The following is a 13566-nucleotide window of genomic DNA, read 5'->3' on the forward strand; positions in this document are numbered from 1 at the left end:
TAGCTCCCAAGCGGGATCCAGAGAGGCCGGGTAAGGTGGAAGCCGGCTATCGGCGCGGGGAGTGAATGGGCCTGGGAGCTGCATACTGAAAGGGAAGAAATTAGTCTTCCCGAGTAAGCTATGCCGGAGTTGCCACCGTTATCAGGGCAAAGGGTATCGGAGTCGATGGTGTTCTCCTGTACCCGAAAAAGAGATGGGCAATGATGCTCAAGAAAGGTGGCACCGCGAGAGTAAACCCTCTCGCCCTTTAAAGGGCGAGAGGGTTTTTTATTTATAGGCTTTTGAGCTTCGTAAAAAGGAGGTGAAAGTTTATGGAGAAAATTGTGACAGAGACCTATGTTCCTTTGGTTTTTGATTTTCCTGGAGATTATGAGACTCCTACCAGTCTTCTCTCTAAGATAAGAGAAGAAGAATATCTTTTTCTTCTTGAAAGTGCGGAAGGAGGAGAAAGAATTGGTAGGTATTCGTTTATAAGCTGGGGACCTAAGGAGATTTTGAGTTTTGATAAGAATGTAAATTATGACATTATTAATTATCTTGCCCAAAAGTACCCTGTTTTAAATGTAAGAAATAAGAAGGAACTACCAAGATTTATTGGGGGTATTGTGGGGTATTTTAGTTACGATATTGTAAGACAGTGGGAAAAAATTCCTGAATTAACCTTAGATAATTTAAACTTTCCTATGGCTGAGTTCCAGTTAGTAGATTTTCTTGTTGTTTTTGATCATTTAAAAAGAAAAATAAGTGTAATTTTTGTTGTTCCAGAAGAAGAAATTGAAAACCCGGTATTAAAAGAGAGAATTAATGAGAGGTTAGCTCAAATAAAGGAACTATTTAAAAAAGAGTCCCAAAGAGTACCAGCTTACAAAAAGGAGTTTTCTATTGAAGCTCTAACTTCTCAAGAAGAGTATGAAATTAACGTGGAGAAGGCAATTGAATATATTAAGGCTGGAGAAATTTTTCAAGTTGTTTATTCTCAGAGATTCTATACCGAATATGAAGGAGATCCCTACCTCTTATATAGAGCCTTAAGGTTGATAAATCCTTCTCCTTATATGTTTTATCTGAAATTTAAAAATAGGTATCTTATTGGTTCTTCTCCAGAGGCTTTGGTAAAAGTAGAAGGTGACAGGGCTGAGATAAGACCTATTGCTGGAACTCGTAGAAGGGGAGAGACGGAAGAAGAGGATAGAAACTTGGAAGAAGAGCTATTAAGGGATGAAAAAGAAAGAGCAGAACATACTATGCTTCTTGATTTAGCAAGAAATGATCTTGGGAGAGTGGCTGAAATAGGAACAGTGAGGGCAGAAAATGTAATGAAAATAGAGAAATACTCTCATGTAATGCATCTTGTTAGTACGGTATCATGTAGAATAAAAGAAGGAATTCATCCTCTTGAAGTATTAAGAGCTTCCTTCCCTGCAGGGACAGTGTCTGGAGCACCCAAGGTTAGAGCAATGGAAATTATAGAAGAACTTGAAAAATATAGAAGAGGACCCTACGCAGGAGGTGTTGGTTATTTATCGTTAAATGGAAATTTGGATACATGTATTACCATAAGAACATTCTTTTTAGATGGGAAAAGCCTTTATTTACAAACTGGTGCTGGTATTGTTTATGACTCTATAAAGAAACGAGAATATGAGGAATGTATAAACAAGGCGAAAGCATTATTTGAAGCTATAAAGACGGCGGGGGAGATGGATTATGATTTTGTTAATAGATAATTATGATTCCTTTACTTATAATCTTTATCAATATTTGGCAGAGTATACAGATGTTTTAGTTTATAGAAATGATCATATATCTTTGGATGATATATATAGATTAAAACCTAAGGCAATAGTTATATCACCAGGTCCATCTATACCTGAAAATGCAGGTATAAGTATTCCTGTGGTTAAAGAATTTAAGGACAAATTACCCATTCTTGGTATATGTTTGGGACATCAGGCTATAGCATCAGCTTTTGGCACAAAAGTTATAAGAGCACCTATTCCTATGCATGGCAAAGTTTCTCTTATTTATCATGATAGAAATCCTATCTTTAATGGCATAGAGAATCCCTTCCAAGCTACCAGGTATCACTCATTAGTAGTGGATATGGAAACCTTACATCCTGATTTAAAAATAATTTCTTGGACTTTAGATAAATTAATTATGGGAATTCAATATAAAGATAATCCAGTTTATGGTCTTCAATTTCATCCAGAGTCCATATTTACTCCATCTGGAGAGGATATAATTAAAAATTTCCTTAAAATAGGGGGTGTTTTGTAATGATTATGAAAGAATATATTAAAAAGATATCTGAGGGTAAAAATTTGAAATTTGAGGAGGCAAAGAATGTGGTTGAGATTTTGGATATAGGAGAGATTACAGAAGCACAATTGGGGGCATTTTTATTGGGATTAAGGGTTAAAGGAGAAGATCCAGAAGAGCTTGCAGGTTTTGTCTCTGGGCTGTTTGAGAAAGCTAAAAAAATCCCAAATGTTTCTCCTGCAATTGATGTTTGTGGTACAGGAGGGGATAAGTCTAATACTTTTAATATCTCTACTGCAGTAGCATTTGTTTTAGCAAGTATGGGAATAAAAGTAGCAAAGCATGGTAATAGGGCCATGTCCAGTAAGTCAGGAAGTATTGATGTTATTGAGGTTTTAGGCTTTAAGTGTAGTGATAATCCTGAGGAGATTGCTAAAAATATTGAGACTAATAATCTTGGTATAATTTTTGCTCCTTATTTCCATCCTGTTGTAGGAAAGGCAGTAAAAGTAAGGAGAGAGTTAGGAGTTGGAACAATTTTTAATATGGCAGGTCCTATGCTTAATCCAGCAAAATTGCAAGGCCAGATAATAGGAGTATATTCTGAAATTTTAATGAAGAAAATGGCAGAGGCAGCTTCTATTTTGGGAAGAGAGAATATTTTATTCTATCATGGAAAGGATGATGGGATAGATGAGATTTCTCTTTGTGGTACTACAGTTATGGCTTATGTAAAAGGTAATAAAATAGATTATTTTGACTTTGCCCCTGAGGATATTGGTTTAAAAAGGTATAAATTTGAGGATTTCTTAGGTGGTACTGCAGAAGAAAATGCTGAGATTTTGGAAAGTATTTTTAAGGGGGAAGGAACTGATGCTCAAACTGATATTGTTGCTTTAAATGCTTCTTTTGCTCTTTGGGTTTTAGGGAAGGTCAATAGTGTTAAAGAAGGGTTTGATAATGTAAAGAACCATATTCTTTCTGGTAAAACCTATGAATATTTAGAGAGACTGAGGAGGGGTAATGAATGAACATATTAGATAAACTTGTAGAGGAGAAAAGAAAAATAGTATATAACAGAATATATAAAATACCAACATCTTTTCCATATAAAGAAAAGAACTATTTTTTCAATACTCTCGCAAAAAATAGACTTAATATAATAGCTGAAGTAAAACCATCTTCTCCTGTAAAAGGTAGTCTCATGTCTCTAAGTATTTCTGAAATCTTAAGAATCTATGATATGGCAGACGAAATTTCTGCAATATCTATTCTTACTGCAGAAAGTTTCTCTGCTACCCTTGCTAATCTTCAACTGGCAAGGAATATTACTAAAAAACCCCTTCTTCAGAAAGATTTTATTATTATTCCAGAGCAGATATATGAAGGTAGATTATTAGGAGCTGATGCTATCTTGCTTATTGCAAGAATATTACCAGAGGAAGATCTGGAGTCTTTATATAGGCTTATTATGAAACTTGATATGGAACCAATCATAGAAATCTATGATGAAAGAGATTTGAAGAAGGTTTTAAAATTAAATCCTCGAATAGTAATGATAAATAATAGAGATCTTAGTAGTTTTAGAGTTGACATTAAAAATACTATAAGACTTTTATCATACATTCCTAAGGATATTTTTGTAATTAGTGCGAGTGGTATCAAAGATAAAGAGGATGTTAAAATTTTATACGAGTATGGAGTTAGAGCTGTGCTTGTAGGGGAAAGTATTGTAACTTCAGAAAATCCCAAAGAAAAGATAAAGGAGCTATTTGAAGGATGTGGATTAAAATCTGTGGAATAACTGATATTATTACTGCATTACATTGTGAAATAGAAGGAGTTTCAGCCATTGGTTTAGTTTTTGTACCATGGTCACCAAGATTTATATCTTTTGAAAAGCTTGAAAGGCTTGGTCCCCATCTTAATAGATTAAAAATTATGAAGATTGGAGTTTTTATGAATCAGAGCGAAGAAGAAATTAAAAAAATTCTCCATATTGCTTCTTTAGATGGTATTCAGTTTCACGGAGATGAGAATTTAGAGTTTATGAAAAAGTTTAAAGAGTATTTTCTTATAAAGGCAATAAACATAGATCAGTATGAAGACTGGGCTGAAAGAGTTAATTATTTTTCTAAGTTCTCCTATGTTCTTTTAGATAGGAGTAAAAATTCTGCTTTATCTTTTGAGGAGTTTCTAAGCAGAGCTAAAAGGATTATAAACTCAAAAACGATTATAGCAGGTGGAATTAGAGAAGAGAATGTTTATGATGTTCTTAAGTTAAAACCATTTGGTATAGATTTTTCAAGTAGTGTGGAATTTGAAGTGGGTAAGAAAGATCTTTTAAAGATATCAAAATTTATGAGAAAGGTGAGGGATTACAATTATGAGGACGGAAAAGCTTCCTGATGAAAGGGGCTATTTTGGTGAGTTTGGGGGAAGATTTGTTCCTGAAACTTTGATGGAACCTTTATTACAGATGGAATTAGCATACTATAAGCTAAAACAAGATGAAAATTTTAAAAAGGAATATGAATATTATTTAAGAAATTTTGTGGGTAGACCCACTCCTCTATATTATGCCTCAAAACTTTCTGAGAAGCTAAAAGCAAGGATATATTTGAAAAGAGAAGATCTTTGTCATACAGGAGCTCATAAAATCAATAATGCAGTAGGACAAGCATTACTTGCTAAATACATGAATAAAAAAAGATTAATAGCAGAAACAGGAGCTGGTCAGCATGGTGTTGCTACTGCTACTGTAGCTGCACTATTTGGTTTTAAGTGTACTGTATATATGGGAGAAGAAGATTGTAAAAGACAAGAGATGAATGTGTTGAGAATGAAGTTATTAGGAGCTGAAGTTGTTCCTGTAAAGGTGGGATCGAGGACATTAAAAGAGGCAATAAATGAGGCTTTAAGAGATTGGGTAGCCCATCCAGAGGATAGTTATTATCTTTTAGGATCTGTGGTTGGTCCCCATCCTTATCCTATGATTGTAAGAGATTTCCAAAGAGTAATAGGAGATGAGGCAAGAAAGCAGATTTTAGAAATTGAAGGTAGATTACCTGATTATCTTATTGCATCAGTAGGTGGAGGTAGTAACTCTATAGGGCTTTTCTATCCCTTTTTAGAGGATAATGTAAAGATTATAGGTGTAGAGGGAGGAGGAAAGGGTATAGAAACAGGTCTACATTCAGCAAGTATAAACTTTGGCAAAGTTGGAATACTTCATGGTGCTAAAATGTATCTTATCCAAGATGAAAATGGCAATGTTTCTCCTACTCACTCTGTTTCTGCTGGTCTAGATTATCCAGGGGTTGGTCCCGAACATAGTTACTTAGCTAAAATAGGAAGGGTGAAGTATGATATTGCTACTGATGATATAGCATTAAAAGGATTTTATGCCCTTTCAGAATTAGAAGGTATAATTCCAGCTTTAGAGAGTGCTCATGCTATAGGATATCTGATAGAGCATAGAGATGATTTTCCTGAAAAAGAACCTCTTATAATTGTTAATTTATCAGGGAGAGGAGATAAAGATCTTGGAATAATTTATGCTCTATGGGAGGAGAAAAATGAGTAACCTTCAATATAAAATAATAAACAGAAAAAAGAAATTAGTTTTTGTCCCTTTTTTTGTAGCTGGATTTCCTGATTTTAAGTTTTTAGAGAATTTTATTATTAAAAATAAAGATAAGATTGATATATTGGAACTTGGTATTCCCTTCTCTGATCCTGTAGCAGATGGCCCTGTACTTCAAGAAATTAATTATAGAGCTATTCTAAATGGAGTGAGTTTGGAAAACACATTAAGTTGGTTGAAAGATACAGAGATTCCCAAAATGGTAGATGTAGTTTTTCTTTTATACTTTAATCTTCTGTATGATAGATTAGAAGAAAAACTTCAAAAAATTAAGGATATTGGAATAAAAGGTCTTGTCATACCAGATCTTCCTCTTGAGGAGAGTGAAGATCTTTTACCCATTTTCAATAAATATGGTTTAGATTTAGTACTTTTTATATCACCTACTACAAGGAAAGAAAGAAGAGAAAAGATTATAAAAATAGCTCCAAGTTTTCTTTATTTTATATCGATTAAGGGTGTTACAGGTGAACGAGACGAACTTCCTCAAGAGGGAATTAATTTTGCAAGAGAAGTAAGAATGGAAACAGATAAACCTTTGATTTGGGGGTTTGGTATAAGGAAGAGAAATCAAATTGAAAATTTACATGATTTAGTAGATGGTGTGATAGTGGGAAGTGCTTTTGGAAGGAAGTTATTAGAGGGACAAGATCTTCAAAATTATTTTGATGAATTATATGAGGCCACATTATAAGTAGTATAATAGGCAATAAAAAATACTTAGGAGGGATTGTTATGAAAGCAATATGGTTTGAAGAGAGTATCCCTCGATATTTGCTAAGTAAAACCTTAGGAAATATTCACCATTCTTTTTATTATAATGTATTTTCATGTATAAGATATGGAGATTTTCTAGAGCCAAAACTTCCAGGACCTAAGTGGGTAAAGATAAAAACTCTTATGGGAGGAATTTGTGGGAGTGATATTGGTCTTATAAAACTTCATGATAGTCCTGCGACTTCTTCTTTTGCGTCCTTTCCTTTTGTTATAGGGCATGAAAATTTAGGAGTAATTGTAGAGAAAGGTGAAGAAGTGAAGAGTTTTGAGGTAGGAGATAGAGTGATCGCTGATCCAACTCTCTCTTGTAGGGCAAGGGATATAGATCCACCTTGTGAGAAGTGTCAAAATTGGGAGTTTTCTCAATGTTTTAATTTTAATAAGGGAAGTATATCACCTGCACTAATGATTGGAGCATGTAGGGATACAGGAGGAAGTTGGGGAGAATATTATGTGGCCCATGAGTTTCAATTATTCAAGGTGCCAGATAAAATTACAAATGAGAATGCTATTTTAGTAGATGCATTTTGTTCTGCATTACATCCTGTTATGAGAAATTTTCCCAAGGATACAGATACAGTTTTAGTAGTCGGGGCAGGAAGTATAGGAATAAATGTTGTAAGTTCATTGAGAGCTTTAGGAAGTAAGGCGAGAATCATAGTTCTTGCAAGATATAAATTTCAAGGAGATTTTGCAAAACATTATGGAGCAGATGAAGTTATATATACTAGAGGATTAGAAAAGTCTAAATTATATAAAAAGATTGTAGAGATGACTGGAGGTGAAGTATTAAAACCCGTTTTAGGAAAGCCTGTTGTGGTTGGAGGTGCAGATATAGTATTCGAATGTGTGGGAAGTGATGATTCTATTGATGATGCATTGAGACTTACTAAACAAGGAGGAAAAACAGTACTTGTAGGTTTGGTGGGAATTACCAAAAAAGTAGATTGGACCTTTGTCTGGTTTAAAGAATTAAAGGTTGCAGGGACAAATAGTAGTAGTGGTGAGATATTTAGAGGAGAGAGAAAAAGAGGTTATGAGATAGCTCTTACTTTAATGGAGGAAGGTTTAGATCTTTCACCTCTGCTTACCTATACCTTTAAGTTGGATGAGTATAAAAAAGCAATACAGATGAACTTCTTTAGGGGTAAGTATGGATTAATAAAGTCAGCTTTTGTATTTTAAGATATTTGAAGAACACTTTCTACCTCTTCGTATATTCTGTCGGCAAGCTGAATCCCCTCTTCTAATAAAGATTCAGCTTGCCTTTGAATTTCATTAACAAAATTTTTATCCCTTATACTAACAAGATTTATCTTAACATTAAGCCAAGCAGACTGAATAGCAGATTTAAGACATAAGGCGCTTACTCCAATATCACTTACCGCATTAGGGTTGGAGTTTCCTAAGGTATTTTCAAGAATTTTTAGGGCTTCTAAACTCTTTTTCATGACTTCGAGGGGTACTAATGAGGCTTCTTTTAATGTATTTTCTAATATTTCTTTCCTTTTTTCCTTTTCTTCAGGATTATTTTTAGGAAGTTTTAAGGCATCTGCTACTTTATTAAAGGCTTCTGTGTCTTTTTCTATAAGATCTAATAATTCTTTTTGTAGTTTTTCATTCTTTTCTACAATTTCTTTCATTAATTCCTCTTTATATTTAAATTTTTCTTTTCCTATGGTTAAATTTGCAACCATAGATGATAATGCAACCCCAATACTTCCAACTAAGGCTGCTGCAGCTCCTCCTCCAGGTGCAGGTTCCTTTGAGGCAAGTAGATCTATAAATTCTTTTATTGCATAATTTGTAAATTTTATGTTTTTAGATGATTCCAAGTTTTTTCCCTGCCTTTTCAAAAATTTCTAAGGCCCTATCAATTTGATCTTCAGTATGAGTTGCCATATAACTTGTTCTTATAAGAGATTGATTAGGTGGAACACCAGGTGGAAGTACAGGGTTACAATAAACTCCTAGGTCAAAAAGCTCTTTCCACATATATATGGTCTTCCAGCGATCTCTTATATATATGGGTATAATAGGAGTACAGCTATTTCCAATATCGAAACCTAAAGATTTTAATCCCTCCCTCATTCTATTGCTGATTTTCCATAGATGCTCTATTCTTTCAGGTTCTTCTTGCATAACTTCTAATGCAGCTAAAGCAGCTGCAGTATTAGCAGGAGACATACTAGCAGAGAATATAAAGGACCGTGCTGTATGTTGTACATAAAAAATGGTGTCTTCATCTCCTGCTATAAAACCGCCAAGACTGGCAAAAGATTTACTAAAAGTACCCATTATAATATCTACTTTATCTTCTACTCCAAAATAATTAGCAGTACCTCTACCATGATCACCCAGTACTCCTATAGAATGGGCATCATCTACCATCAACCTGGCATTATATTTTTCACAGAGTTTGATAATTTCGGGGAGTGGTGCAATATCTCCTGCCATTGAAAATATACCATCTACTATTATCAATTTTCCTGCATTTTCAGGGCAAGAAGTAAGCACTTTTTCTAAATCCTCCATATCATTGTGTTTAAACCTTTTCATTTCTCCCTGAGACAGTCTACATCCATCAATAATAGAAGCATGATCTTCCTTATCTGTTATTGCAATATCTCCTTTACCTATTAAAGCAGATATTGTTCCTAAATTGGTTTGATAACCAGTAGAAAATACTAAAGCTGCTTCTTTATGGAGAAATTCTGCAAGTTTCTCTTCTAATTCTTTATGAAGTTTTAAAGTTCCATTCATAAAACGTGATCCAGTACAACTTGTACCATATTCTTTAATGGCTTTTATGGCTGCTTCTTTTACTTTGGGATGGGTAGTTAGACCAAGATAGTTGTTAGAACCAAGCATTATTAATCTTCTACCATTAATAACTACTTCTGTACCTTCTGTCTCTTCTAATGGAAGAAAGAATGGATAAATGCCTTGATCTATAGCTACTCTTGCCTCATTTAAGAAATGATCAGGTCCTATATTTCTAAATTTATCAAATAAGTCCATTTTGTACTCCCATCCTTTCTAATGGTTTTTTAGATAATTTTAACACAAAAATTGTTGACTTTGCATTGATATTAAGTTATTATTATATGGAATTTAGACTAAAAAGGTAGGTGATAATATGAGAAACAAGGTATTTATAGTAGGGGCGGGTTTTGTAGGATCTTCTTTTGCTTATAGCTTAATGCAGAGAGGTATAGCTAAGGAAATTGTTTTGTTTGATATAGATAAGAATAAGGCTTTAGGAGAAGCCATGGATCTTTCTCATGGGGTATCTTTTACTAAACCTACAATAATAAAGGCTGGAGGATTAAGAGAAGCAAAGGACTCAGATTTAGTAGTTATTACTGCAGGAGCAAAGCAAAGACCTGGTGAAACAAGATTACAACTTATTGATAGAAATCTACAAATATTTAAAGATTTAATTCCAAAAATATTAGAATCTGGATTTAATGGGATTTTCTTAGTGGTGACAAATCCAGTAGATGTACTTACTTATGTTACTTATAAGCTTTCTGGTTTTCCAAGACAAAGAGTAATAGGTTCCGGAACTGTACTTGATAGTTCAAGATTTGCATATCTTCTTTCTCAACATTGTAATGTAGACCCAAGATCAGTTAATGCTTATATAATAGGTGAGCATGGCGATTCTGCTGTTGCAGCCTGGAGTTTAACCCATATTGGTGGAATTCACATATTTGATTTTTGTCCTGTATGTGGTAAAAATTGCTTTACTCAAGAAGTTATGGAGAATATTTTGAAAGAAGTAAGAGAATTTGCTTATAAGTTGATTGAACTTAAAGGAGCAACATATTATGCTATAGGCTTAGCTTTGGTAAATATTGTTGAAGCTATTTTGAGGGATGAAAATAGAATTTTGCCTGTATCTTCAGTACATAAAGATATATTAGGTATAAAAGATATTCCATTAAGTTTGCCTTCTATAGTAAATAGAAATGGGGTTGAAAAGGTATTAAATATAAAACTTTCTGAAAAGGAAGTGGAGGAATTATTGAATTCTGCAAAAATAATTAAACAAGTGATAGATTCCTTAGATTTTGATAAAGAACCAGTTTTAAGTTGATCTATTAATTCAACTTTAAACCCTTTTAACCTCTTTAACACCCTATCCCCTGGGTCTCCCCTCCCAGGGGATTTTTCTATGATATACTATTTTTGAGACTTGTATTAAAAATAATTTTTTTAAGGGGGAACTATTATGGAGAAAGAAGAGAAAGTGTATCAGTCTCAATATGAAGTTGTAGAAGATGCAATATTATCTTTAAGAGATATAGGTGATAGAGCAGTAGAAGTAAGAGGAGTACCTACGGGAATTGAGGGATTAGATAATTTATTTTTTACCACAAAAATAGAAAAGGGAAAAACAAAAGTGGTATCTTTAGGGGGTATTCCTCAATATAGTGTTTTTAATTTGACTGGTATATCAGATACTGGAAAGAGTTTAATGGGGGAACAATTTGCAATAAAGCAAGCTTCTCTTGGCTATTCAGTTGCCTTTATTACAGTAGAGTCTCCAGCACATTTTGTGGCTACGTCTATGAAATCAAGAGCTATAGCTATGGGAGTAGAGGAAAATGTTATAGACGACAATATAGTTTTTATTGATGCAGCTTCTTATTCTAAATTAAGAGAGGATGTTCCTACACTTCTTGCAACTCTTGCATATGCTATTAAAAAATATAAAATAAAATTTACTGTTATTGATTCAATAACTGGTTTATATGAAGCAAAAGAGATGATGGCAAGAGTAATAGTGAGACAACTTTTCAACTTTATGAAAAAGTGGTACCAAACAGCCATATTTATATCTCAAAAGAGATCAAGCCAAGAAGAGTTCTCAGCTGAAGCAGCTGGAGGCTTTGCTATTTCCCATATAGTAGATGGTGCTATGGTACTCTCAAAGGTGCTTATAAGTAGCCAATATATGGAAAGAATATATAAGCGTCCTTTAGGAGAACTGGTTAGACTTTTTAGGATAGATGGTTGTAGAATGTGTGGACATAGTACAGATACTTTTCTTCTTGAAATTGATAGGAATGGTTTAGTAAGAATAGGACCATCTTTAAAAGAGCTTTCTAAGGGGGTAAAATTAGATGCCAATTCTTAGTGGTGAAGAGATTCCTTTACAAGAGGATGAGCTGGATAATATTGCTATGAAAACTTTTTTGAAAACATTGGAGATTTTGGGGGGTTCAAGGAAATTGATTCTTTATAGAAATCTTACTTGGGTACCAAGTTTAATTGAGGCATGTTATGCAGTAGTACTAAGGGACAGATATATGAAAACGGAGACTGAGATTGCAGAATTTTTGGGGCTGACTAAGCAAACTGTTAGAAACATATTAAAGGCAGATCCAGATATAGTATTGGATATTCTTGAGGATGAGTTTAAGAAAAAGGAGCTTAAGACTCACGTTGCGGGAGGACTTGCCAAATTAGCTTATAGAAAGATAAAAGAGGATTTAGAGAGTAAGTAAAGTGGTAAAAGTAGGGGAAGAGTATATAGTAAAAATTGATGGGATTAATTCTCAAGGACAAGGAATAGCACATATTGAGGGATTTGTAGTATTTGTTGATTATGGCCTTCCTGGTGAAATAGTAAAGATCAGAATTTATACAGCTAAAAAAGATTATGCTGTAGGTAAAATTGTAGATTTTGTTGAAAAAGATACCCATAGGGTTGATCCTACATGCAATGTTTTTTATAGATGTGGTGGTTGCCATTTAATGCATGTTAGTTATGAATATCAATTGGATTTAAAAAGAAGGATAGTTGAGGATGCATTTAAGAGAATTGGTAAAGTTGATGTATATATTAAACCTGTTATTGGTATGGATTACCCTTATAGATATAGAAATAAAGCGAAAATTCCTGTTGGGCGAAGAAATGGCAAAATAGTAGTTGGTTTTTATAAACCTAATACTCATCATATTGTGGATATTAAAAAGTGCATAGTTCAACATGAGGATACTGATGGACTTATTGAAACAGTTAAAGAGGCGATAAAGAAATTTAGGATAGAAATATACAATGAATTAGAACACAAAGGAGAAATTAGATTTATGGTAGCTCACAGATCCTTTGCCTTTGATGAATTAATGGTTATTTTAGTTTCAAAGAAGATATTTGATAATGCTAAGAAAATTGCGAGATATTTTAAATTCAAACATCCGAATTTAAAATCTTTTTATATTAATATTAACCCAAAGCATACTAATGAGATATTTGGAGAGGAATCAAGACTCATATGGGGAGAAGAAGTCATAAAGGACAAAATAGGGGATTTTATCTTTGAAATTTCTCCCGTTTCTTTCTTCCAGGTAAATTCGATACAAACAGAAAAACTATATAGTAAAGCTGTAGAATATTTATCAGAGGATAGTAATTTAGTTTTTGATGCTTATTGCGGAATTGGCACTATATCTTTATGTTTATCTAAAAAGGCCAAAAAAGTGTATGGAATTGAGATAGAAAGATCAGCTATAGAAGATGCTTGGAAAAACACCAGAATAAACAAGGTTAAAAATGTAGAATTTATTTGGGGTAGATCAGAAGAGGTTATTCCAAGGTTAATCTCTGAAGGTAAAATTCCTGATGCAGTGGTTTTAGATCCACCAAGAAAAGGATGTGATAAGATTCTTTTGGATGCGATTATAAATAGTAATGTTAAGCAAATCATTTACATATCCTGTTATCCCCCCACCTTAGCTCGCGATATAAATATTCTTGTAAGTTCTGGATATAGGGTTAAAGAAGTTCAACCTGTAGATATGTTTCCCCATACATTTCATGTAGAAAACATTGTGTTATTAGAAAAAGATTAATTCTTCAAAAAAATTTA

General features: G+C 33.5%; 14 protein-coding genes and 1 other annotated feature (1 of these 15 only partly in view). Of the genes, 12 read left to right on the forward strand and 2 right to left on the reverse strand.

The window, feature by feature from the left end; translation table 11 throughout:
* Nucleotides 1-251 (forward strand) — a binding site (T-box leader) (it extends 23 nt beyond the left edge of the window).
* A 60-nt stretch (nt 252-311) separates the two neighbouring features.
* The 8 genes from trpE to ACY3JO_RS03885 are packed head-to-tail and all read left to right on the forward strand — an operon-like array spanning nt 312 to nt 7870.
* On the forward strand, nt 312-1727 hold the full coding sequence (gene trpE / locus ACY3JO_RS03850; protein WP_463085496.1) for an anthranilate synthase component I: 1416 nt from the start codon (nt 312-314) through the stop codon (nt 1725-1727).
* Nucleotides 1708-2280: an anthranilate synthase component II gene (locus ACY3JO_RS03855; RefSeq protein ID WP_463085497.1), complete on the forward strand. Its 573-nt coding sequence runs from the start codon at nt 1708-1710 to the stop codon at nt 2278-2280. The genes trpE and ACY3JO_RS03855 overlap by 20 nt, the downstream gene beginning before the upstream one ends.
* Complete coding sequence (trpD, locus tag ACY3JO_RS03860; protein WP_463085498.1) at nt 2280-3293, forward strand: anthranilate phosphoribosyltransferase; 1014 nt, start codon at nt 2280-2282, stop codon at nt 3291-3293. Before ACY3JO_RS03855 ends, trpD begins: the two co-directional genes overlap by 1 nt.
* A complete protein-coding gene (locus tag ACY3JO_RS03865; protein WP_463085499.1) occupies nt 3290-4066 on the forward strand; it encodes an indole-3-glycerol phosphate synthase TrpC in 777 nt (258 codons plus the stop codon). The genes trpD and ACY3JO_RS03865 overlap by 4 nt, the downstream gene beginning before the upstream one ends.
* Nucleotides 4042-4671 carry a phosphoribosylanthranilate isomerase gene (locus tag ACY3JO_RS03870; RefSeq protein WP_463085500.1) on the forward strand — a complete coding sequence of 210 codons (630 nt, stop codon included), beginning with the start codon at nt 4042-4044 and terminating at the stop codon, nt 4669-4671. Before ACY3JO_RS03865 ends, ACY3JO_RS03870 begins: the two co-directional genes overlap by 25 nt.
* Complete coding sequence (gene trpB / locus ACY3JO_RS03875; protein WP_463085501.1) at nt 4649-5848, forward strand: tryptophan synthase subunit beta; 1200 nt, start codon at nt 4649-4651, stop codon at nt 5846-5848. Before ACY3JO_RS03870 ends, trpB begins: the two co-directional genes overlap by 23 nt.
* On the forward strand, nt 5841-6602 hold the full coding sequence (gene trpA / locus ACY3JO_RS03880) for a tryptophan synthase subunit alpha (RefSeq protein ID WP_463085502.1): 762 nt from the start codon (nt 5841-5843) through the stop codon (nt 6600-6602). Before trpB ends, trpA begins: the two co-directional genes overlap by 8 nt.
* A 41-nt stretch (nt 6603-6643) precedes the next feature.
* Complete coding sequence (locus ACY3JO_RS03885; protein ID WP_463085503.1) at nt 6644-7870, forward strand: zinc-dependent alcohol dehydrogenase; 1227 nt, start codon at nt 6644-6646, stop codon at nt 7868-7870.
* Here the strand turns inward: ACY3JO_RS03885 and ACY3JO_RS03890 are convergent.
* Nucleotides 7867-8520: a cyclodeaminase/cyclohydrolase family protein gene (locus tag ACY3JO_RS03890; RefSeq protein WP_463085504.1), complete on the reverse strand. Its 654-nt coding sequence runs from the start codon at nt 8518-8520 to the stop codon at nt 7867-7869. The two genes, ACY3JO_RS03885 and ACY3JO_RS03890, sit on opposite strands and share 4 nt — an antisense overlap.
* Nucleotides 8507-9706 carry an aminotransferase class I/II-fold pyridoxal phosphate-dependent enzyme gene (locus ACY3JO_RS03895; protein ID WP_463085505.1) on the reverse strand — a complete coding sequence of 400 codons (1200 nt, stop codon included), beginning with the start codon at nt 9704-9706 and terminating at the stop codon, nt 8507-8509. The genes ACY3JO_RS03890 and ACY3JO_RS03895 overlap by 14 nt, the downstream gene beginning before the upstream one ends.
* Before the next feature lie 118 nt (nt 9707-9824).
* Here ACY3JO_RS03895 and ACY3JO_RS03900 point away from each other — a divergent pair, with 118 nt between their 5' ends.
* The 4 genes from ACY3JO_RS03900 (at nt 9825) to rlmD (ending at nt 13549) form a co-directional block, all read left to right on the forward strand.
* A complete protein-coding gene (locus ACY3JO_RS03900; RefSeq protein WP_463085506.1) occupies nt 9825-10787 on the forward strand; it encodes an L-lactate dehydrogenase in 963 nt (320 codons plus the stop codon).
* A 135-nt stretch (nt 10788-10922) separates the two neighbouring features.
* Entirely contained in the window at nt 10923-11831 is a 909-nt protein-coding gene (locus ACY3JO_RS03905) for a KaiC domain-containing protein (RefSeq protein WP_463085507.1), read from the forward strand.
* A complete protein-coding gene (locus tag ACY3JO_RS03910; protein WP_463085508.1) occupies nt 11818-12201 on the forward strand; it encodes a regulatory domain protein in 384 nt (127 codons plus the stop codon). Before ACY3JO_RS03905 ends, ACY3JO_RS03910 begins: the two co-directional genes overlap by 14 nt.
* Nucleotide 12202: 1 nt before the next feature.
* Complete coding sequence (gene rlmD / locus ACY3JO_RS03915) at nt 12203-13549, forward strand: 23S rRNA (uracil(1939)-C(5))-methyltransferase RlmD (protein WP_463085509.1); 1347 nt, start codon at nt 12203-12205, stop codon at nt 13547-13549.
* The last annotated feature ends 17 nt before the right edge of the window (nt 13550-13566 follow it).

This window comes from Dictyoglomus sp. LHC4 (genome assembly GCF_055181355.1).

Excerpts from the sequence above, each read along its gene's own strand:
- trpE (WP_463085496.1), top strand. The coding sequence starts at position 312 with ATGGAGAAAATTGTGACAGAGACCTATGTTCCTTTGGTTTTTGATTTT.
- ACY3JO_RS03865 (WP_463085499.1), top strand. The coding sequence starts at position 3,290 with ATGAACATATTAGATAAACTTGTAGAGGAGAAAAGAAAAATAGTATAT.
- ACY3JO_RS03900 (WP_463085506.1), top strand. The coding sequence starts at position 9,825 with ATGAGAAACAAGGTATTTATAGTAGGGGCGGGTTTTGTAGGATCTTCT.
- ACY3JO_RS03855 (WP_463085497.1), top strand. The coding sequence starts at position 1,708 with ATGATTTTGTTAATAGATAATTATGATTCCTTTACTTATAATCTTTAT.
- ACY3JO_RS03910 (WP_463085508.1), top strand. The coding sequence starts at position 11,818 with ATGCCAATTCTTAGTGGTGAAGAGATTCCTTTACAAGAGGATGAGCTG.
- ACY3JO_RS03870 (WP_463085500.1), top strand. The coding sequence starts at position 4,042 with ATGTGGATTAAAATCTGTGGAATAACTGATATTATTACTGCATTACAT.
- ACY3JO_RS03895 (WP_463085505.1), bottom strand. The coding sequence starts at position 9,706 with ATGGACTTATTTGATAAATTTAGAAATATAGGACCTGATCATTTCTTA.
- ACY3JO_RS03905 (WP_463085507.1), top strand. The coding sequence starts at position 10,923 with ATGGAGAAAGAAGAGAAAGTGTATCAGTCTCAATATGAAGTTGTAGAA.
- ACY3JO_RS03885 (WP_463085503.1), top strand. The coding sequence starts at position 6,644 with ATGAAAGCAATATGGTTTGAAGAGAGTATCCCTCGATATTTGCTAAGT.
- trpA (WP_463085502.1), top strand. The coding sequence starts at position 5,841 with ATGAGTAACCTTCAATATAAAATAATAAACAGAAAAAAGAAATTAGTT.
- trpD (WP_463085498.1), top strand. The coding sequence starts at position 2,280 with ATGATTATGAAAGAATATATTAAAAAGATATCTGAGGGTAAAAATTTG.
- trpB (WP_463085501.1), top strand. The coding sequence starts at position 4,649 with ATGAGGACGGAAAAGCTTCCTGATGAAAGGGGCTATTTTGGTGAGTTT.